This is a genomic window from Ureibacillus sp. FSL K6-3587 (assembly GCF_038593165.1).
Classification (GTDB): Bacteria; Bacillota; Bacilli; order Bacillales_A; family Planococcaceae; genus Ureibacillus; species Ureibacillus suwonensis.
The window spans coordinates 1,657,062-1,677,874 of record NZ_CP151969.1; the positions used below are offsets into that span (position 1 = coordinate 1,657,062).

General features: G+C 40.6%; 16 protein-coding genes. 13 read left to right on the top strand and 3 right to left on the bottom strand.

The features are described from left to right. Positions 1 to 101 precede the first annotated feature (101 nt). Together gatA and gatB are read left to right on the top strand one after the other, a co-directional pair. Complete coding sequence (gatA, locus tag NSS77_RS08110) at positions 102 to 1,562, top strand: Asp-tRNA(Asn)/Glu-tRNA(Gln) amidotransferase subunit GatA (protein WP_342471134.1); 1,461 nt, start codon at positions 102 to 104, stop codon at positions 1,560 to 1,562. Between the two features lies 1 nt (position 1,563). Beyond that, positions 1,564 to 3,009 (top strand): Asp-tRNA(Asn)/Glu-tRNA(Gln) amidotransferase subunit GatB, encoded by a 1,446-nt coding sequence (gene gatB / locus NSS77_RS08115; protein ID WP_342471135.1) that lies wholly within the window; start codon positions 1,564 to 1,566, stop codon positions 3,007 to 3,009. A 53-nt stretch (positions 3,010 to 3,062) separates the two neighbouring features. Here the strand turns inward: gatB and NSS77_RS08120 are convergent, their stop codons facing one another. Beyond that, positions 3,063 to 3,434, bottom strand: coding sequence for a hypothetical protein (locus NSS77_RS08120; RefSeq protein WP_342471136.1), 372 nt, complete (start codon positions 3,432 to 3,434; stop codon positions 3,063 to 3,065). Between the two features lie 90 nt (positions 3,435 to 3,524). On the opposite strand from NSS77_RS08120, the gene NSS77_RS08125 reads away from it, so the two are divergent. From NSS77_RS08125 to NSS77_RS08140, 4 genes are all read left to right on the top strand, one after another. Further along, a complete protein-coding gene (locus NSS77_RS08125) occupies positions 3,525 to 4,088 on the top strand; it encodes a thioredoxin family protein (RefSeq protein ID WP_342471137.1) in 564 nt (187 codons plus the stop codon). 139 nt (positions 4,089 to 4,227) lie between these two features. Next, positions 4,228 to 5,142 carry a diacylglycerol kinase gene (locus NSS77_RS08130; protein ID WP_328216001.1) on the top strand — a complete coding sequence of 305 codons (915 nt, stop codon included), beginning with the start codon at positions 4,228 to 4,230 and terminating at the stop codon, positions 5,140 to 5,142. 204 nt (positions 5,143 to 5,346) lie between these two features. Next, positions 5,347 to 6,693, top strand: a complete 1,347-nt coding sequence (locus NSS77_RS08135) for a cytochrome ubiquinol oxidase subunit I (protein ID WP_342471138.1) — start codon at positions 5,347 to 5,349, stop codon at positions 6,691 to 6,693. Next, positions 6,690 to 7,718 carry a cytochrome d ubiquinol oxidase subunit II gene (locus NSS77_RS08140; protein ID WP_342471139.1) on the top strand — a complete coding sequence of 343 codons (1,029 nt, stop codon included), beginning with the start codon at positions 6,690 to 6,692 and terminating at the stop codon, positions 7,716 to 7,718. The genes NSS77_RS08135 and NSS77_RS08140 overlap by 4 nt, the downstream gene beginning before the upstream one ends. A 148-nt stretch (positions 7,719 to 7,866) precedes the next feature. Here NSS77_RS08140 and NSS77_RS08145 read toward each other — a convergent pair whose 3' ends face one another. Beyond that, entirely contained in the window at positions 7,867 to 8,346 is a 480-nt protein-coding gene (locus NSS77_RS08145) for an HXXEE domain-containing protein (RefSeq protein WP_342471231.1), read from the bottom strand. Positions 8,347 to 8,516: 170 nt separating this feature from the next. On the opposite strand from NSS77_RS08145, the gene rlmD reads away from it, so the two are divergent. Continuing rightward, entirely contained in the window at positions 8,517 to 9,884 is a 1,368-nt protein-coding gene (gene rlmD / locus NSS77_RS08150; RefSeq protein ID WP_342471140.1) for a 23S rRNA (uracil(1939)-C(5))-methyltransferase RlmD, read from the top strand. 428 nt (positions 9,885 to 10,312) lie between these two features. Then, positions 10,313 to 10,849: a hypothetical protein gene (locus NSS77_RS08155; protein ID WP_003515960.1), complete on the top strand. Its 537-nt coding sequence runs from the start codon at positions 10,313 to 10,315 to the stop codon at positions 10,847 to 10,849. A 379-nt stretch (positions 10,850 to 11,228) separates the two neighbouring features. On the opposite strand, the gene NSS77_RS08160 is transcribed toward NSS77_RS08155, so the two are convergent. Then, entirely contained in the window at positions 11,229 to 11,534 is a 306-nt protein-coding gene (locus NSS77_RS08160; protein WP_342471141.1) for a hypothetical protein, read from the bottom strand. 658 nt (positions 11,535 to 12,192) lie between these two features. On the opposite strand from NSS77_RS08160, the gene NSS77_RS08165 reads away from it, so the two are divergent. From NSS77_RS08165 to NSS77_RS08185, 5 genes are all read left to right on the top strand, one after another. After that, positions 12,193 to 13,689, top strand: a complete 1,497-nt coding sequence (locus tag NSS77_RS08165; RefSeq protein ID WP_340715080.1) for a TIGR02677 family protein — start codon at positions 12,193 to 12,195, stop codon at positions 13,687 to 13,689. A gap of 47 nt (positions 13,690 to 13,736) precedes the next feature. After that, positions 13,737 to 14,867, top strand: coding sequence for a TIGR02678 family protein (locus NSS77_RS08170; protein ID WP_117017513.1), 1,131 nt, complete (start codon positions 13,737 to 13,739; stop codon positions 14,865 to 14,867). Next, entirely contained in the window at positions 14,857 to 19,008 is a 4,152-nt protein-coding gene (locus NSS77_RS08175) for a TIGR02680 family protein (protein WP_342471142.1), read from the top strand. The genes NSS77_RS08170 and NSS77_RS08175 overlap by 11 nt, the downstream gene beginning before the upstream one ends. Positions 19,009 to 19,020: 12 nt before the next feature. Continuing rightward, the gene (locus tag NSS77_RS08180) at positions 19,021 to 20,313 is read left to right on the top strand and encodes a TIGR02679 family protein (RefSeq protein ID WP_340704958.1); all 1,293 of its coding nucleotides are present in this window, start codon (positions 19,021 to 19,023) and stop codon (positions 20,311 to 20,313) included. A gap of 248 nt (positions 20,314 to 20,561) precedes the next feature. Next, complete coding sequence (locus NSS77_RS08185; RefSeq protein WP_232019924.1) at positions 20,562 to 20,654, top strand: ImmA/IrrE family metallo-endopeptidase; 93 nt, start codon at positions 20,562 to 20,564, stop codon at positions 20,652 to 20,654. The last annotated feature ends 159 nt before the right edge of the window (positions 20,655 to 20,813 follow it).

Genomic DNA, 20,813 nt, shown 5'->3' on the forward strand with positions numbered 1-20,813 from the left:
ATTCGATTGTTTAATGGCAGCGGCCATTATTTTTGTGTTTGTAAAAATAGATGCTTGTATTTTCCAATTTTATCGATACCCATATTAAAGGAGGGAACTTCATGACGTTGTTAGAACGTTCATCGAAAGAATTACAAGAAGGTTTACATAAAGGTGAATTTAAAATTGTCGATTTGATCAATGAAACCTATAAAAGAATCGAAGAAGTCGATGGAGATGTACAAGCGTTTCTTGCCTTAAACAAAGAAAAAGCACTTGAAGAAGCAAATGAAAAAGATCAAGTGCCGGTGAGTGAACGTGGACCATTGTTCGGTCTTCCTATCGGCATAAAAGACAATATCGTGACGGAAGGCCTTGAAACGACTTGCGCTTCTAAAATTTTGGAAGGGTTCATCCCGATTTATGACGCGACAGTGGTGAAAAAGCTTCGCGAAGCAGGCATGATCACAATTGGTAAACTCAACATGGATGAATTCGCCATGGGTTCTTCAACAGAAACTTCTTATTATAAAAAGACAAAAAACCCTTGGGATCTTGAACGTGTGCCAGGCGGTTCTTCCGGCGGTTCTGCAGCGAGTGTCGCAGCGGGTGAAGTGCCATTCGCATTAGGTACAGATACAGGCGGTTCCATCCGTCAACCTGCCGCATTCTGTGGCGTTGTGGGAATGAAACCGACATATGGCCGTGTTTCCCGTTTCGGAGCCGTTGCCTTCGCATCTTCCCTTGACCAAATCGGGCCAATCACCCGCAATGTATATGACAATGCCTTATTGCTTGAAGTGATTGCCGGCGTGGACCCTAACGATTCCACAAGCGCAGATGTGCCAGTGCCTAACTATGCATCCAAATTGGATGGTGATATCAAAGGGTTGCGCATCGCCGTGCCAAAAGAATTCTTGGGAGAAGGTGTGGAAGAAGGCGTACGCAAATCCGTAATGGATGCCCTTGAAGTGTTCAAAGGTCTTGGCGCAACAGTGGAAGAAGTATCCCTTCCTCACTCCAAGTACGCATTGGCGACTTATTATATCCTGGCATCTTCAGAAGCTTCATCCAACCTTGCCCGTTTCGACGGTATCCGCTACGGTTTCCGTGCTGAAGGCGTGAAAAACTTGTTGGAATTATACAAACAAACACGCGCCCAAGGCTTTGGCGATGAAGTGAAACGCCGCATCATGCTTGGTACGTACTCTTTGTCTGCCGGCACATATGATGCTTACTATAAAAAAGCGCAACAAGTCCGTACATTAATCAAACAAGACTACGATAAAGTGTTTGAAGATTATGATGTGATCGTTGGTCCAACAACACCAACACCAGCATTCAAAATCGGCGAAAACATTGACGATCCATTAACAATGTACGCAAACGACATTTTAACAATTCCAATCAACTTGGCGGGGGTACCTGCAATTTCGATTCCATGCGGATTTGAAAACGGCTTGCCATTAGGCTTGCAAATCATCGGCAAACACTTCGATGAAGAAACGGTATACCGCGCTGCATACGCATTTGAACAAGCAACAGATTTCCATAAACAATCTCCTAGATTGGAGGGTAAATAATATGAACTTTGAAACAGTCATTGGTCTAGAAGTACACGTTGAATTAAAAACGGAATCCAAAATTTTCTCGACTGCACCAAACCAATTCGGTGCGGAGCCAAACACAAATACAACAGTTTACGACCTTGCATATCCGGGAGTGCTTCCTGTTTTAAATAAAAACGTTGTGGAATACGCAATGAAAGCGGCTTTGGCTTTAAACATGAAAATCAACCAACATACGAAATTTGACCGGAAAAACTATTTCTATCCGGACAATCCGAGCGGCTACCAAATTTCCCAATATGATAAACCAATCGGCTATGATGGATGGATTGAAATCGAAGTTCCGGAAAAAGACGGTCAACCAGGCTATACAAAACGGATCGGCATCACACGCCTTCATATGGAAGAAGACGCCGGTAAATTGTTGCATGGCGATGGCTACTCCCTTGTAGACTTCAACCGTAAAGGGACTCCGCTTTTGGAAATCGTTTCTGAGCCGGACATCCGCACACCTGAAGAAGCGTACTTATATTTGGAAAAATTAAAATCCATCATCCAATACACAGGCGTATCCGATGTGAAAATGGAAGAAGGTTCATTGCGCTGCGACGCGAACATTTCCCTTCGCCCATACGGACAAAAAGAATTCGGTACAAAAACGGAATTGAAAAACTTGAACTCTTTCAACTTTGTTCGTAAAGGACTTGAATACGAACAAAAACGCCAAGCGGAAATCTTAATGAGCGGTGGCGTGATCAGACAAGAAACACGCCGTTTTGATGAAAAAACAGGCAAAACGATCTTGATGCGCGTCAAAGAAACAGCGGAAGACTACCGCTACTTCCCAGAACCGGACTTAGTGCATCTTGTGATTGATGATGAATGGTTGGAACGCGTAAAAGCTTCCATTCCTGAGCTTCCAGATGCCCGCAAAAAACGCTACATCGAAGAACTTGGCTTAACTGAATACGATGCAAACGTATTGGTTGTAAACAAAACACTTTCAGATTTCTTCGATGAAATGGTGAAATTGGGCGCCGATGCAAAACTTTCCGCCAACTGGTTGATGGGCGACGTTTCCGGATACTTGAATGCAGAACAAGTGGAAATCACGGAAACAAAATTAACGCCTGAAAACTTGGCAGGATTAGTAAAATTGATTTCAGACGGCACAATTTCATCCAAAATTGCGAAGAAAGTGTTCAATGAATTAGTGAAAAACGGTGGAGACCCTGAAAAAATCGTCAAAGAAAAAGGCATGGTTCAAATTTCAGATCCAAACGTACTTCTTCCGATTATTACAGAAGTGCTTGACAACAACCCGCAATCCATCGAAGACTTCAAAAACGGTAAAGACCGCGCAATCGGCTTCTTAGTAGGTCAAATCATGAAAGCGACTAAAGGACAAGCCAACCCGCCAATGGTCAACAAATTATTGCTTGAAGAAATTAATAAACGATAAGTTAAGAGGTTTTTCTGCGCCGCATAAGCTGTTATGGCTTATGCGGCTTTTCATTATTTGAATTGAATGAGGGCTTTATCTGATAGTTGATAGGATTGTAGAATTGCAAATCGTGCGTAGACCACTTTATTTAGTGTGCTTACTTCCACATTTCGTGCGGATGAGGACCCATTTCGTGCATTTGCTACTTTAATTCGTGCGGATGCTGCTTTATTTAGTGCGTGTATCTTCCCATTTGGTGCGGATGAGAACCCATTTCGTGCATTTGCTACTTTAATTCGTGCGGATGCTGCTCTATTTAGTGCGTGTACCTTCTTATTTGGTGCAGATACTGCTTCGTTTCGTGCGTTTACTTCCTCAATTAGTGCATATACAACAGCAATTAGTTCGGATGGAACCACATTTGGTGCGGATACTATCCTCACTCTTATAAATATCTACTCAACTCCTGCAAAATCAAAAACATTGCCAATCCCTCCCTTTCCATGCAGAATAGAACAAAAGGGGGTTATCACGTGAAAACAGAACAACAATATTTTGAACAAGGGATTTCCATAGCGGAATACATGGACAGAATGAAAACGAATTTAAAAGAAGGAAGCTATGAAATCTACAACAATTTTACGATTGATGAAAATGACGAACTTATCGCCTTACTGAAAGAAAAAAAGCCGCGCATTTTAGCCATTACAGAAGATTGGTGCGGGGATGCCATGCTCAATAACCCGATCATCCGCAAAATTGCCGAAGCTGCCCAACTAGACATTCGCTGCGTTTACCGGGATGAAGACACAGACTTGATCGACCGTTACTTGACAAACGGAGGAAGGGCCATTCCAATCTATTTATTTCTCGATCAAAACGGACAAGTAATTGGAAAATGGGGGCCAAGAGCACCTGAACTGCAGCAAATGGTGGTGGAAGCAAGAGCAAAATTGCCGGAAAAAGATGATCCAACATTTGAAGAAAAGCAAAAAGAATTGTATACTACATTGCAGGAGAAATTTGTCAAAGACCCGCAATGCGCGAAATGGGTTTATGAAGATATGAAAAAAGTTATAATAGAGATGTTGTCTTAAATAAACATCGATAGAAAGAAAAAATTCCCTTCCACTGGACGGGGAATTTTCTATTGTTCAATCTCTTTTTGATCCTGGAACTTTCCTGATTACATAAGCGTTGATAAATTAAATGATAATAAAATAGGATGGCGAAAATATGAAAAGAGCGAGAATTATTTATAATCCAACATCAGGCAGAGAACTTTTCAAAAAGCATTTACCAGAAGTGCTGGAGAAGCTGGAAATGGCCGGCTATGAAACTTCCTGCCATGCAACGACGGGAGCAGGGGATGCAAAGGAGGCAGCCGCAAAAGCGGTGGAACGGGGATTTGATATTGTTGTTGCAGCAGGCGGGGATGGCACATTAAACGAAGTCGTATCCGGAATCAGTCCATTTGAAAATCGTCCGAAACTCGGTGTCATTCCAATGGGGACAACGAACGATTTCGCCCGTGCCCTCCATATCCCGAGAAAAATTGAGGATGCCGTTGATGTCATTGTAAAAGGTGACACAATCCCGGTTGACGTTGGATTATTAAATGAGGAGCGCTATTTCATCAACATCGCAGCCGGTGGACGCATCACGGAATTGACCTATGAAGTGCCAAGCAAAATGAAAACGGTTTTGGGTCAGTTGGCATACTATTTGAAAGGGCTCGAAATGCTTCCTTCCATCAAAGCGACCAACATGCGCTTTGAAATTGATGATGAAATATTCGAAGGGGAAGTGATGGCCTTCTTATGCGCCCTTACGAATTCCGTCGGCGGTTTTGAAAAAATCGCTCCCGATTCCAGCATCAATGACGGCAAATTCACGATGATGATTTTGAAAAAATGCAGTTTGGCCGATTTCATCAAAGTGCTGACATCGGCTCTCCGCGGCGAACATTTAAGCGACCCGAATGTCATTTATCGCAAAGCCAGCATCGTGAAAGTGACGTCCGATGAAGAAGTGCTGATCAATTTGGATGGTGAATTGGGAGGAAAAGCGCCGGCCACTTTCCAAAACTTGAAACGGCATATTGAAGTGTTTGTGCCGATTGATAATATCCGTGAACTCGACCGTGTGTAATTCCCGATGGAAGAACCTATACAAATGCTATGAAGCGTTTGTATAGTTTTTTTTTATTGACGCAAAATAACTGGGGATGAAAGGGGTTCATAGAAAATGTATAAAAAGCAGGAAAAATGGTTGATTTATTTATCCTTTGGCGTTGCCATCATTATGCTTCTTTCCATCATCGGGAGAATCTTCGGCAGTTAGGAGGTGCCACGAATGAACGAGCCCGCCGTGTTTTGGAGCCGGTTGTTGACAGAGCTGACGTTAACCTTTCATATTATTTACGCAACGATTGGCGTTGGAGTGCCTTTAATGATTATGATTGCCCAGTGGGTTGGGATGAAGAAGAACGATGAACATTATATTCTCCTGGCCAGAAGGATTACGAGGGGATTTGTCATCACGGTGGCCGTCGGGGTGGTGACCGGAACGGCGATCGGTTTGCAGCTTTCCCTGCTGTGGCCCAATTTTATGCAGCTGGCAGGACAAGTCATTGCACTGCCGCTGTTCATGGAAACATTCGCTTTCTTCTTTGAGGCGATCTTTTTGGGGATCTACTTATATACGTGGGACCGGTTTGATAATCAAAAAAAGCATATGTTTCTTCTCGTTCCGGTTGCCATTGGCGCATCCATTTCCGCCGTTTTCATCACCATCGTGAATTCGTTTATGAATACGCCGCAAGGATTTGAAGTGGTGAACGGTCAACTTGTGAACATCCAGCCGCTTGTTGCCATGTTCAACCCATCCATGCCGACGAAAGTGGCCCATGTTTTAGCTTCCGCCTACATGACCTCCGCCTTTTTATTGGCATCCATTGCAGCCTATCGGTTGTTGAGGGGATCAAATCATCCCTATTATAAAAAATCGCTGTTTCTCATGATGAAGATGGGCTTGATTTTCTCCATCGCCACAGCGGTCATCGGCGACTTTTCAGGAAAGTTTTTGGCGGAATATCAACCGGAAAAATTGGCCGCAGCCGAATGGCATTTTGAAACGGAAGAAGCGGCTCCTCTCATTTTAATGGGATTCATGGATGAGGAGCAAAATATTAAATTTGCCATTGAAATCCCTTATCTGTTGAGCATTTTGGCTTACGGAAATCCAATGGCGGAAGTGACCGGGCTGAACGACTTTCCGGAAGATGAAATTCCGCCGCTTTATATCCATTATTTATTTAACCTCATGGTGTTGATTGGAACGGCAATGATACTTGTGTCTGTTCTGTATGTGGCAGGAGTATGGAGGGGATGGGGGTTTATTCACCGTCCTTGGTTCCGATGGGTTACCGTTCTGGGCGGGCCATTAACCATCATCGCCATTGAAGCGGGTTGGTGGCTCGCGGAAGTGGGGAGACAGCCGTGGATTTTACGGGGATATATGCGGACAGCGGAAGGCGCGACGACAAGCGATCAGGTGGATCTGATGTTTATTTTATTCTGCATTTTATATCTTGTTTTGGGGATTGGAAGTGTCGTTGTATTAAGAAGAATGTACCGTTTAAACCCGATTGAGCGGGAAATCGAAGACCGGATGGCTGAAATGAAAGGGGTCGGACGATGAGTCTTGAAGTGTTGGGAATAATCGTGTTATGGATTTTTCTTTTCGGATATGTCATTGTGGCTTCCATTGATTTTGGCGCCGGTTTTTTCAATGCGTACAGCTTATTGACGGGAAGATCCCATATTTTATCGAACATCATTCAGCGGTATTTATCGCCGGTATGGGAAGTGACCAACGTTTTTTTGGTGTTTTTCTTTGTCGGCATCGTCGGGTTCTTTCCCAAAACCGCCTTTTATTACGGCACGGTTTTGTTGGTGCCCGTAAGCATTGCGATCATTTTATTGGCGATCAGGGGTTCATATTACGCCTTTGAATCATACGGGTCGAGGGGGCATAAAGGATATGCCTTCGCGTATGGGGTATCCGGCTTATTGATTCCATCCTCCCTTTCCGTCGTGCTGACGATTTCGGAAGGGGGATTTGTGGAGATCGTTGACGGCTCCCCTGTCCTTGATTATTGGGCGCTTTTCACAAGCCCTTTGACGTGGAGCATCGTTCTCTTAAGCATTGCCAGCGTACTGTATATTTCCGCCGTGTTTTTAACATGGTATGCATGGAAGGCGCAAGATCTGAATGCTTCTGAACTGATGAGAAAATACGCACTCACATGGTCGGGTCCCTTAATGTTAATGGCGGCGGCGATCATTATTCAAATGCAGGAGCATAACCCGGACCGGTTCCAAAATATGATTTCCATTTGGCCGATGTTTGGCGTTTCCGCAATTTTATTTTTGTTGACGGTCTGGCTGTTGTGGAAGAAACGGGGTCTCGGGCTTTCGGTCGGATTGTTGATTCTTCAGTTTCTATTCGCCTTTTTTGCATACGGCATTTCCCATTATCCGTATTTGTTGTATCCATATTTGACCATTTACGAAGGATTCACGAATCAGGAAATGGCCATCGCGTTGGTCATTGCCTTTATTGCAGGGCTCTGCCTGCTCATTCCATCCCTCTATTTAATATTCCGGTTGTTTGTGTTTAACAAGGAGTACGTGACGGGGAACCAAAAAGATTTTCATGCGTAGGAGGGTTTGCGATGAATGAATTTATGATGTTTGTGGCCCCTTTTTTGATGGTCCTGCTTTCGTTGGTGGTCGCCTTTTTTACGGCCCCTTTGGATCAAGGGGTAAGGGAAGAAGAAAAATAAACTCCCGCTCAAACTGCGGGAGTTTTTTATTTGGGTTCACGGGAAGAAGCCATTTTTCCGCCCGCTTTAAATAATAACGGAATCAAGGTGAGTAGAAGGCTTCCAACCGCAATGGTCGATATGATAAGCTCTTTCCAAGTAATATAATGGTTTTGGAACATTCGAACGATGATGAATGTATTGATGGGAAGGTTCAGGAACAATCCTGTGAGAAGCCCGGGGGCATACTGTTTCATCAAAATGGTTGTAATAAGATGCGGAAAAATCGCATTCACGATCATGGAACCTAAAAATCCGATGAAAAACCATTTTGCCAATTCTGATTCAGGCTTATAGAAAAAATAAAATGCGGATAAATAAGCCAGGATAGTAATGACAATCACGGCAAAATGAAATTCTCCCGGGGTGACGGGTTTATGAAACATCGAAGCTTGTTGTGACCATTCCGGCAACCAAACGGCTTCTTCCGTGTTATGAAAGGTAATGGCAAAACAATGCGACAAGATAAAAGTCCATCTTCATCCACCCAATACATAGTGATACTTCAATTTTACAAGCGGTTCGGAAAAAATGAAATTTCAATATATCCTTATTCTATTTTGAGGTAGAATAATATTTGTTTGATTTTAATAAAAACTCCGTGCGACAAAGAAAAACGAAATGGAGGACGGAATGTATGACAGCACCCGTAAAGAAAAATGATCGAGTAACGGTTTATATAGAAGATTTGACCCATGATGGCTTAGGCGTGGGGAAAGTGGATGGGTATCCATTATTTATCCATGGAGCGTTGCCTCAAGAAACCGCGGAAGTGCATGTATTAAAAACGTTAAAAAGCTACGGCTTTGCGAAAATTGTTGAATTGAAAGAACCTTCACCGGACCGGGTGGAAGCGCCTTGCATGTACTTTGGAAAATGCGGCGGTTGCCAATTGCAGCATTTATCTTATGAAGGCCAATTGCATTGGAAAGAAAACATGGTCCGCAATGTGATGAAACGCATCGGGAAAATCGAAGCGCCGGTGCGTCCGATTAAAGGAATGGAACACCCTTGGAATTACCGCAACAAATCGCAAATTCCGTTTGCGATGGGTGAGTCCGGTCCGATTGCGGGATTCTACAAATCAAGAACCCATGACATTGTGGATATGGAACGCTGCCTCATCCAAATGAGTGAAGCGGATATCATCATGGCCAATTTGAAAAAAGAGCTGGAGAAGATCGGGATCGAGCCATACAATGAAACGACCCATCAGGGAATGTTGCGCCATGTGATTGTACGGACAGGAAGAGCTACCGGCGAAGTGATGGTGGTGCTCGTTACAAAAAAACGCAAATTTCCTCAGAAGGATGCGGCGGTGGAAGTGATTCGAAAACTCATTCCACACGTCACATCCATCGTACAAAATGTGAACAGTGAAAAAACGAATGTCATTTTAGGAAAAGAAACGATGACGCTTTGGGGGAAAGAGACAATAGAAGACACAATCGGCGATATCCGATTTGAAATTTCTGCTCGTTCCTTCTATCAAGTGAATCCTGTGCAAACAGAAGTATTATATAATCAAGCGTTGGAGTATGCAGGGTTAACGGGTGAAGAAACAGTAATTGATGCCTATTGCGGTATCGGAACAATCTCCTTATTTCTAGCGAAAAAAGCGAAACAAGTGATGGGCGTCGAAATCGTCGAGGAAGCCATCGAGGACGCCAAACGGAATGCGGAACTGAACGGATTTACCAATACGTATTTTGAAGCGGGCCCGGCGGAAGAAGTGATTCCCCGTTGGTATCAGGAAGGAAAACGTGCGGATGTGCTCGTTGTCGACCCACCCCGCAAAGGCTGCGACCAGGCATTGCTGAACACCATCATCGAATTCAAACCAAAGCGGGTGGTGTATGTATCCTGCAACCCTTCCACTTTAGCGCGGGACTTGCGCATTTTGGAAGACGGGGGATATAAAACGATGGAGATTACCCCAGTGGACATGTTTCCGCAGACGACGCATGTTGAGTGTGTCGTCTTGATGTCAAGGGTGAATAAATAGAAGGCTGAAAATGCCTACAAATAAAGGGTTTCCAGACTAGGTGGTACAGTAATAGCAGCAGGTACTTGGTTATATAACAAAGTTGTTGATTGGTTTGAAGCTAGAGCGGAAGAAAAAATAATTGATAAAGCTTTAAAAGATTTAGGTGGACAGCCTAATAAGCAAAGACATATAAAAGATCCAAAACATGATTGGGATAAAATTATTAAGGGAACAATTACATGGGAAAAAGTAAGAGATATAATAGAAAAAGTTATGAAAAAAGGAACAGAAAGCAGATACGGTTCTGCATATAAAAGAGTTTTAAAAGTTGGGAAAGAAACAGTAACAGTAACATTTCAAAAGATAAATGATAGTATATGGAAAATTAGCGATGCATGGGTAAATAAGAAATAAATAGAATATTATTTGAAAGGTTATGATGTACAATGGATTTAGATAAGTTAGAGAGAATTATAAAAAATGAAAAATGGGAAGAACTTATAGGTTTTTTTGATGCTATTAATGAAGATTATTTAAAAACAGTTGAGAAATATGATCTTTTCAGAATTTCTTTTTACACTTGGTATGTTATGGCTGAATGGGGAAGATTATCACCAAAATTAGAAAAATGTTTAAACCAAGCAGAAAATATATTACTAGATGCCTTTAAAATAGCAACTGAGAAATATTCAAATGACGGAGATTATTTGTGGTTTTATGGTTATTTAATTAGTGTTTTTCCGGAACACTTTGTATCAGTATATTCTGATTATTTAAAAGCAGAAAATACAGGAAAACAAATGTTAAATGTGGCTTCACAAATGCAATATACTTTAGCAATTATTTTTAATGAAAAGTTTTCGGAAAAAGATGTTTTGGAAAGTGGGAAAAAAGACTTAGAAAACATATTTGATAAAAGTACAGAAGTATATAATTATTTTATTAAAATGATAGAACTGATAGAGTCTGAGAATAAAAAATAGAATATTTCAAATAGAAAAATATATAATGTTTCTGTTAAAGCAAAGTTATAAGCGTTCATCTTGAATTCATAGGGGGTAAAATTAAAATACTCCCTTATTTTTCTGTGAAAATTTATCACCTTTCTATCAAAACACATGTTGAGTGCGTCACATTGATGTCAAGGGTTTAGAAATAAAGAACAGAAAAGCTTGTAAATAAAGGGTTTCCAGACATTTAGTTTTTCCCGAAGCCGATCTGCCGGATGTGGCAATGTCAGGAAACCCTTATTTTGGTTGCTTGAGGGAACATATCAACCGTCCAGAAAATTAATAGTTGAGTTACCAGATTAGATAACCCCCTTTTTTACAGGGGGTTGAGGGTGCAGGATGGATGTATAATTTAATCTTCTCGCTCAGCATCCGTATCAAAAATTCTATCAAGTTCCTCGTTTGATGTAATGCCACGAACTTTATTTCTAACAGCTACTTTTGCCATATCAAGTCTATAGAAATGTTCACGACCGTCTAATCCTTTCTTTTGCCGGATAAGTTGAATTCTTCCAAATTTATCCAAATGTTTCTCTGCGAATTTTGCTAGGCCAACTGCCTTGGGATAATTGTCCTTACGGCTGGGGTCGTGTGGTTCTAGAATATCAAAAATGTAACCTTGTACATCAGCTCTCACTACCACTAAATCAGGAAACATAGGATTGTATCACGTCATGATCATAAAGTTTGTTAAAGCTTCAATATTTTTTCCGCTATACATTCTCATTATTTTGTCGTTTGCAGGTTATGCCGAAACATCAATAGAATGATTATATAACAGTGTTATAACAGAATGTATCGGTGTTTTGACTAGTGATATAGACGAAGGACTAATATTGATTGAACTGAGAGACGTGTGTACCTAGTTAAGAATGAAGGAATCTGCTTTAAGAAAGTATGCTCTCATTCTCCAAGCAAGACGCGGGTGGGAGCGAGGCTATTTAGAAAAGACATTATATTCTCTTGAAGCGTTTTATGGATATAAAATAGAGCAGCGATATGACCTATGACCCGATGATGGACTGGTTTTCTGAATGGAGATGGAACCGCGTGGATCACCGCTTGCCGGGAGTATTTCGGAAAACGGCAGGAACACCGATTTACAAGCATTAAAAGTGTTGAAAGGGTTTTAAAAAACAAAAGAGGCACACACAAACAGGATGAGATGGTTGGCGAACGCTTACAAAACAGATCGTAAAAACGAAATATACCCAAAAAATCAAAACATCAAAAAAATCCCCATCAAAATCTTATCTCAATCTCTCTGCAAATCTATTACAATAGAAATAAAAACATAATTTATAAGGTGATGCATAATGGATTCTTCATGGCTGAAGCCGATTTCTGAGGCAAAGTATTTGGCAACGGACAATGCTTATCGCTATCGGGCGATTTTACGATATTTTTATATGCAGCATGAACGAATGCGGCAATATTTGTTTCCTGAAGAAGTATTTGCATTTTTAAAAGAACATGAGGAGTTTCAGAACTATACGGACGACGATCTCCAGCAGGATTTAGATCAGCTTGTCAAATGGAAAAACTTAATTGCTCGGCAAGAGACGGTGAATATTCGCACAATCGAAGAATTTAAAAAGAAACGGTTTCGTTATCAATGCAGTCCTTACACGGTTGAAATTGAGAGGATGATCCGCACGTTAGAGAAGCTAGGGGATTCATTCGGAGGATCTTTAGAAAAAACGCGTTTTGACCGTTTATACTCTTCACTCGTTCGGATAGAAAATATTATACAAAACGATTTTCAAGAAAAACGAGAAGAGATTAATCAAAATTGGGAAGAAACATTCGATTATTTCAAAAAAATCATTCAAAATTCTGCAGATTACATCGCTTACCTTAACAGTGAGAACACGGAAGAACGAATGATGTCGGAAGCCTTTCTTGTATATAAAGAAAAATTTACGACATATTTACGTGATTTCATCGTTGCCTTACAGAAAACATCGTTAAAAATTGAAAAGTTGTTGGAAGATATCAGAGAAGATGATGTTCACAAACTAGTCGCAATTGTTGCTGATTATCAAATGACGATTCCTCGATTAGAAGAAATGGAAGTGACGAAAAAACAACTTGAAGAAGATTTATTCGAAAAATGGAAAGGTCTAAAAGAATGGTTTTTAGGCAGAGAAGGACGTGAAAGCGAATTGTATTTTCTTCAGCACCAAACGAATGAAGCCATTCGCCGCATGACCCGGGTCGTGCAAAGGCTGGGGGAACGTCATCACAATTTCCGCAGCCGCAAGAAAGATTTTCTCCATTTAGCAAAGTGGTTTTCCGAGCTTCCGAGTTTAGTAGACGCCCACCGACTATCCTCTGTTGTTTTCGGCTGTTTCCATACAAAGCATCTCATAACAGAGAACGATGCAACAGAAAACTTTTATCGCGATATTTGGGAAGAAGAGCCGACAGAATGGACGGTAAAGCCTCGCGTTCGCCATTACCGTGAAAAGAAAAAGCCGGAAGCGATCGAAACACATGAAAAAGAGAAACAGGAGATGAAGGAGAAATTTTTGCTTGAGAAAAAACGTGAGAAAGAAGAGTTAGAGAACCTCATTCAAGACAATAAAATCGTATTACGAGAGTTGCCGGTGATCGAACCGCACATTCGAAAAACATTGTTAAGCTGGATAGCAAAATCAATGACAAAACAAGACGGAGTCGTAAAAACGGAAAACGGGTGGAAAGTGAAAATCTTGCAAAAGGATTCTTCCTCGATTCAATTGAAAGCCTCTGACGGTACACTTACGATGCCGAATTATGAACTTTATGTCCTCGAAAAGGGAGAGATGTAACATTGGAAAAGACGGAGCAAGGGTTTGATGAAAAAGCGAAAGAAGCCATGACAGCCCTGTTTGAAAACTTCTGGATTGTCCGGGAAGAGGAACCAGAGCTTTATCAAAAGATTAGAGAACGTGAAAAAGTATTGAAACGTTACTTGCAAGAAAAGTTTGGATATCGGCTAATCATTCACCGCTATTTTGCAAAGCTCGAGAAAATCCCGGCTGAGCCAGAATCGTGGATGGGTATTCAAGATTTTCAAGATATATTAGATTATGCCTTGTTTTGCTGCTTATTAGCATATTTAGAGAGCAAAGCCGTCGATGAAAAATTTCTTCTGTCCGATTTATGTGAAGAGATTCAAGCGATGTATCCTGGGGAACTGCCAATCGATTGGACGAATTATCAACATCGGAAGTCGCTCATTCGCGTGCTGAGAACGTCGGAGCAAATTGGTATCGTAAAACGCGTCGATGGGGATCTTGAAGGGTTTGCAAATAAAGAAGACCATGAAGCACTCTATGAAGTTCCCGTTGTATCCCGCTATTTTATGAGATCATATCCGAAAGACTTGTTTCAATATGAAACGATAGAGGAGATTTTAGAAGAAGAATGGAAAGCGTCCCCGCAAGACTATCGCCGCCATCGGATATATCGGCAACTATTTTTGTCGCCAGCCATTTATCGAAGACAAAAAGACGATCCTGACTTTTATTATTTAAGAAACTTTCGCCATCGTTTGCGGGAAGATATTGAAAAACATACTGATTATCACTATGAACTTTTTAAAAATGCGGCACTTTTAACTTTACCGGAACGTCAAAGCCGCTATACGCTGTTTCCGGATCAAAAAGGTACTTCGGAGATTATTCTTCATTTTTCCAAAATTATTCGCCAGCATCTTGATGTTCACATGCCTGATGAATATGGACAAATCCGCTTAACACCAAATGATTTTTTAGGTCTGTTAAAAAAATGCCGTGACGAATTTTCCGAAGGATGGAGTAAAACATACCGCGACATGACAATCTCTCAGCTTTCTGATGAAGTATTGAGTGCATTAAAGGAGTGGAAAATGGCAGAACGTGAAGCGGAGACTGGGATGATTATTCTCTACCCTCTTTTAGGTCGATTAGTCGGAACATATCCTGATGATTTTCTAATGAAAGGAACGAATGAAGATGACGAGTAAATGGGAGTTATATCGAGCGGGAGTGTTAAATTTTTGGTATTATGATGAAGAATTTTTTCATTTCGCAGACGGAAAACTTTTATTGCGTGGAAGCAACGGCTCCGGCAAATCGGTGACGATGCAAAGTTTTCTTCCGGTTCTGCTTGATGGAAAAAAGAGTCCTGACCGCCTCGATCCGTTCGGTTCCCGAGCTAGAAGAATGGAAGATTACTTGCTTGGGGAAAAAGAACTCGTCGACAGGGACGAACGAACAGGCTATTTATTTTTAGAATATAAGCGGAAAAACTCTGAACAATATATCACAACGGGTATCGGCTTACGGGCAAAACGGCAGAAAAATATGGATTTTTGGGGATTTGTCGTTTTTGACAATCGGCGCATCGGCAAAGACTTGCGTTTATATAAAGAAGAAAAGACAGACGGGAAGACGCAAAAAATTCCTTTAACGAAACGGGAGTTGATCACTGTTATTGGTGAAGGCGGTACGGTTGTTGATTCGCAACGTGAATATATGGAGTTAGTGAATAAACATATTTTTCGATTTGAGTCGCTTGATGCGTTCCACGAATTGATTGAATTACTCATTCAATTACGCAGTCCGAAGCTTTCAAAAGATTTTAAGCCAACTGTGATCTACGAAATATTAGAAAGCTCGCTGCCAGCACTTACAGATGAAGAGCTGCGACACTTGTCAGAAACGATAGAAAACATGGATCAAGCAAAACAACAATTAGAACAGCTTGAAAAAGACGAGAAGGCTCTAAAGCATCTTTGCCAGCATTATTCGACTTACAATGAGTATATGTTGGCTGAGAAAGCGAATGAATATTTAAAATCGGAAAAAAGCTTTAAAAAGTTAGCTGAAGAAAAGGAACAGCTTGTCGCACAACATCGTGAATATGAGGAAACACTTGCGACATTGAAAGAAGAAACTAGCAAATTATCGATTGAACAAGATGTGCTTCTTAAACGGGAACGTGATTTATCCAATCATGAAGTGTTTCAGGCAGAAGAAAAGCGTAATGAAACAGCGGAAAAACTGCAGAATGTAAACAAAGAGCTCAAAAAGAAAGAAAGATTTATAGATGAAAAACGAGAGCAAGAACGGAAAATTGAACAAAACTTAAACATGTATGAAGAACGTTTCGAACAGTTATTGAAAAAGCTAACAGAACAGTTAGAAATGATGCGGAACGATGCGTTAGAAAGCTCTTTTTCCGAGCATACAATCAACGAAGAAGATTTTCAGCGGAACCGAGAATATGAATTTGATTTTACCGTATGGAAGCGGGAAGCTAATGCACATTTTGATCGACTGGAGCAAATTAACGGACTTTGGAAAGAACATGATGAAATTCAATTACGTTATGAAGAAACGTATAAAGAGCTCGGCGAATTAAATAGGGAATTAGACCAACTAAAAAATGAAGAGAAAAAATGGTATGAACTGGTTGAAGACGAAAAATCCCGTTTGCAGGAAAGCGTGTTTGAATGGAGCAAAATGTATCCGGATATAAAGGTGGATGACGAAGCATTTCAAGTATTTTTACAAAGGTTGAATGAGCTATATGAGCGCTATCATTTCGAAGAGGTGAAACGACCGTTTACAAATCAATATTATCAATCTTTAGAATCGTGGAAAGCGGAAAAAATTAAAAAACAACATGAAATGAAATTGATAGAAAATGAAATTCGTGAAACGGAAGAAAAATTACGCTATTGGAAGGAACAAAAAGATCCTGAACCAGAACGAGACATGCAAACGGTGCAAACAAGGGTTTTGTTAAAAGAGAAAGGAATACCTTACGTTCCGTTTTATGCAGCTGTGGAATTTCAGGAGCACGTTTCTGAAGAGTTGAGGGAACGGATCGAATCTACATTAAATCATGCTGGATTGCTCGACGCTTTAATTGTGGAAGCGGATTTAGATATCCAATATGATCGAGTAATCATGCCAAACCCGGCAATGATGGCACACACGCTAGAGGATTATTTAAAACCTGATGTAGAGAATGACTCAGGTGTTACTAAGGAACGAATCGAAGCGGTATTGCGCAGTATTATCGTATCGGACGAACCGCAAGAAAAGGATTATTTTGTCATAAACGAATCCGGACAATATTCACTAGGACTTTTAAAAGGACATGCCCCTGAAAGGGAAAAGACAAAGTATATTGGAAGAGCCGCACGGAAACGGCTGCGTCTTGAGAAAATTCAGCAATTTGAGGAAGAATTACAGCTTTTAAACACTCAACTCAGAGAAAAACGAGAGCAGCTGGTAGCCATTGATGAACGAATCCGCCACATTACGGAAGGGTTTCAATTGTTTCCAACTGACAAAAATGTCAAATATGCCTATGACCAGTGGGAGCAAACGAAACTCCTGGCAGCAAGCAAAGAACAAGAAACAGTAAGGAAAAATGAAAAACTCGGACAAATCGCTAGAGAATGGCAGCAAGTGAAAAATACTTTGCGCAACAAGACAGAAGGACTGGACCTTAAGTTTTCAAAAAAAGGGTACGAAGATGCTTTGTCTTATATGAAATCATATTTAAAAGAGTTAAATGACGTACAAATTACTCATGGAAACATTGTGCACACCGATGAAATGATCAAAAATCTAAATGATCAGCTTGAAACATTACAAAACGAAATAGACGAAGCGAAAGGCGAAATCAATGTTCTTCTCGATCAACAACAGCGGGTATCACTTGAACTTGAGCATATCGAATCGATGTTAACGAAAATGGGAGCGGAACATATTCGCCAAGAGATTCAACAGATTCGAGAACGATTAACGTTTTTAAAAACGGAAATTCCTGAGATAATTAAGAAGCAAGAAGGTATAAGGAATCAACTTTCAAACATGGAAAACAAATTAAGCAGTTTAGAGAGAAAACTGGAATTTGCAAAGGTTCTTGTCCAAGCATGGGAAGAGCTATTTGCCAAAGAATTGGAACGAGGGCTAGTGTTTGTTGACGAAAATGAAACAGGCTCACTTTTGGACAAAGCAATAGACATTTCCAAGAAATATGGTTCTGTATTAAAAGAGAATACACGACTTTCTGTCACCGAACGATTAAACCGAATATTTTTCCAAGAACAACCGAATTTAATCGAATATCGTCCGACACAGGAACCTGCCGATTGGAACAAACAAAATCCGTTCGTCGAGCTTTCATTAGATGAGGAATCGGAGCTAAAAGCGAACGATTGGAAGGAAAAAGCAGGACGTATCATCATTTTACTAGACTACAAAGGACAACGCGTCACACCATATTATGTATTAAAAGAGATTGAAAAAGATATATTGCTGCAAAAAGAATATATTAACGAACAGGACCGCGAATTGTATGAAGATATTATTTTGAAAACGATCGGGCGAATATTGCGAAGCCGCATACAGCGTGCCGAACGCTGGGTAAAAGATATGAACGCATTAATGGAAAAACGTGATACTTCTTCAGGTCTGACGTTTTCAATTCAATGGAAGCCGAAGACCGCGGAAACCGAAGAAGAAATGGACACGAAAGATTTAGTCGAATTGTTGCGAATGAATTCGCGGCTGCTAAAGGAAGAAGATTTGCAGCGGGTTACGATGCATTTCCGCTCAAAAATCAACCGAGCGAGAGAAATGCTTGAAGAAAGTGGGCAGGGCAATACGCTTCACCAAGTCATTAAAGAAGTGCTCGATTACCGAAAGTGGTTCTCGTTTACGCTTTATTACCAAAAAACAAATGAACCAAAGCGGGAATTAACGAACCAAAAGTTTTATAAATTTAGCGGCGGAGAAAAGGCGATGGCGATGTATATTCCTCTTTTTGCCGCGGCATATTCACGATATCAAGAGGCTGCAGAGGATGCTCCATATATTATTTCGTTAGATGAAGCGTTTGCCGGCGTTGATGAAAATAACATTCGTGATATGTTTGCTTTAGTCGAAGAGCTTGGTTTTAACTATATCATGAACTCTCAGGCGCTTTGGGGAGACTACGACACGGTACCATCGCTTTCTATTTGCGAGCTAGTTCGTCCGAAAAATGCACCGTACGTTACGGTTATTCGTTATCATTGGGATGGAAAAGTGAAACGACTTGCGTCAAATCTGGATGAAGAATTTACTTTTACATCATCCATATAGGAAGGATGGTTCATGTTGGAACAAAAAGTAGCGGATGCTGTTGAGTTTTTTCGCGGTGAACCCGGCTTTCACCGCCTTTTTTTGCTGATGAAAAAGAAATATCAATCACTTGGGAGAATCGGCGGAACGGTCAAATTAGACGGTTTTTCATTTGAAGAAAAAGAAGCGCTCGGGGCGTTTTTTGGGAAGGATTTTCATCAAGAATCTACTCCTTCGGTTTCATTAAAAATGTTTGCCGAACAATTAGAGAAAACGCGCTTTGCCGGTATATCGCTCGTTACGTTACTTGAGAATTATTTTGGTGAAGACATTACAACCAATCAAGAGAAGAGGGAAACAGATCGGAAGAAAAAAGAAGAATTTTTTCAAAACCTTATTCATCAATATCCCGAACAAGCAAGGCTTCTCTCTTTTATAACTGAATCAGCTCCCCAAAACCGCTTTATTCATATCGCCTATTCGCAAGATCGGGAACATTTGGAGACTGTTTTAAAGAATGTGTGCACTGCGCTTCAACATTTGCCGAAAAAAGGTGATTATGAACGTCTTTCAATTTTTTCACAAAAAGTGCTAAAAGATCCGCACGCATTTGACTTACATACGTTTCAAGGAAAAGTATTTCTTCATGCACTTCAATTTTACTCTGATCAAGACTATGACTTATCCTCAGTCGAGGAAGTCAATGAACTCCTGCAATCATTTGGCATTTTACGGGAAGATATTTTAAACTTTGTGACATGTGCGGGAATTTTGACAGAAACGGAACAGGGAATTCATTCTGTGTTTGCTTCTGCTGTAAAAACCAATACAGTACTCAATGTGCCATTGCGGGAAATATTGAAGTTAAAGCGTGCATATCCTGCTAAGGGGCAGACCGTATTTGTCGTTGAGAACTCAGGCGTATTTTCCGCTTTGTTGGATTTATTTCCTGACGCTTTCCCGCCGCTGATTTGCACAAATGGGCAATTTAAACTAGCGTCACTGATGTTAATAGACTTAATCATCCAAGAAGGTTGTCAAATATATTATTCTGGAGATTTTGATCCTGAAGGACTAAAAATGGCGCAGCGATTAAAGGAGCGGAATCAGGAGCATATTCATTTATGGCATTTCCAATTAGAAGATTACTTAGCGTCATCTCCAGAGGTTTTGCTGTCGGATGACCGAGTAGCGAAACTAGAAACTGTTACGATCGAAGAATTGCAGCCGATCAAAGAGAAAATACGGGAAATCAAAAAAGCTGGGTATCAAGAAGAAATCCTGAAGAAGCTTTATGAAGGTATTTGTCGCCACATGTGGGATTAGGCTGGAAGCATGATTTGCGAGTCTGTTCCCATTCGATTTGCTAACAATGTGCGAATGGGACAGGTGGTTACATAGTAAAGAAAATACACGTTTGGATAGACGTGCTTACTTTTCGAGTTTATATTAACATATTTCATTATTTGAGGTTTTAAGCTTCTTGTTGGTTTTAAATTAACTCGAATGTCTATTTCTTTATTATGATGAGCTTGCTCATTTTGGTGCAAGTGGTCAATAATTCCTATGTTGAAATGGAAAGACAAGCGAATTATTTTGCAGCTGCTCTAATATTGCCGTGGAAGCTCTTCCTATACTTATATAAGTTAGAGGGGTTTATTAATTGAAAGAAATTTTGGATGGTTTCTATAAATGCGATGATTGTAAGAAGTTATCATATATGTTTAATAAGTTATAATTCAATACCAATGCCAGCAAAAGCAAATGTACAAAAGGAAATAAAAACACTCAGTTGAAATTAAGTTGGACCGCCAAACTCTAATGGA

Coding starts and splice junctions, on each gene's coding strand:
- NSS77_RS08160 (WP_342471141.1), bottom strand. CDS start 11,534: ATGTTTCCTGATTTAGTGGTAGTGAGAGCTGATGTACAAGGTTACATT.
- rlmD (WP_342471140.1), top strand. CDS start 8,517: ATGACAGCACCCGTAAAGAAAAATGATCGAGTAACGGTTTATATAGAA.
- NSS77_RS08165 (WP_340715080.1), top strand. CDS start 12,193: ATGGATTCTTCATGGCTGAAGCCGATTTCTGAGGCAAAGTATTTGGCA.
- NSS77_RS08135 (WP_342471138.1), top strand. CDS start 5,347: ATGAACGAGCCCGCCGTGTTTTGGAGCCGGTTGTTGACAGAGCTGACG.
- gatA (WP_342471134.1), top strand. CDS start 102: ATGACGTTGTTAGAACGTTCATCGAAAGAATTACAAGAAGGTTTACAT.
- NSS77_RS08155 (WP_003515960.1), top strand. CDS start 10,313: ATGGATTTAGATAAGTTAGAGAGAATTATAAAAAATGAAAAATGGGAA.
- NSS77_RS08140 (WP_342471139.1), top strand. CDS start 6,690: ATGAGTCTTGAAGTGTTGGGAATAATCGTGTTATGGATTTTTCTTTTC.
- NSS77_RS08185 (WP_232019924.1), top strand. CDS start 20,562: ATGGAAAGACAAGCGAATTATTTTGCAGCTGCTCTAATATTGCCGTGG.
- NSS77_RS08130 (WP_328216001.1), top strand. CDS start 4,228: ATGAAAAGAGCGAGAATTATTTATAATCCAACATCAGGCAGAGAACTT.
- gatB (WP_342471135.1), top strand. CDS start 1,564: ATGAACTTTGAAACAGTCATTGGTCTAGAAGTACACGTTGAATTAAAA.
- NSS77_RS08180 (WP_340704958.1), top strand. CDS start 19,021: ATGTTGGAACAAAAAGTAGCGGATGCTGTTGAGTTTTTTCGCGGTGAA.
- NSS77_RS08170 (WP_117017513.1), top strand. CDS start 13,737: ATGACAGCCCTGTTTGAAAACTTCTGGATTGTCCGGGAAGAGGAACCA.
- NSS77_RS08175 (WP_342471142.1), top strand. CDS start 14,857: ATGACGAGTAAATGGGAGTTATATCGAGCGGGAGTGTTAAATTTTTGG.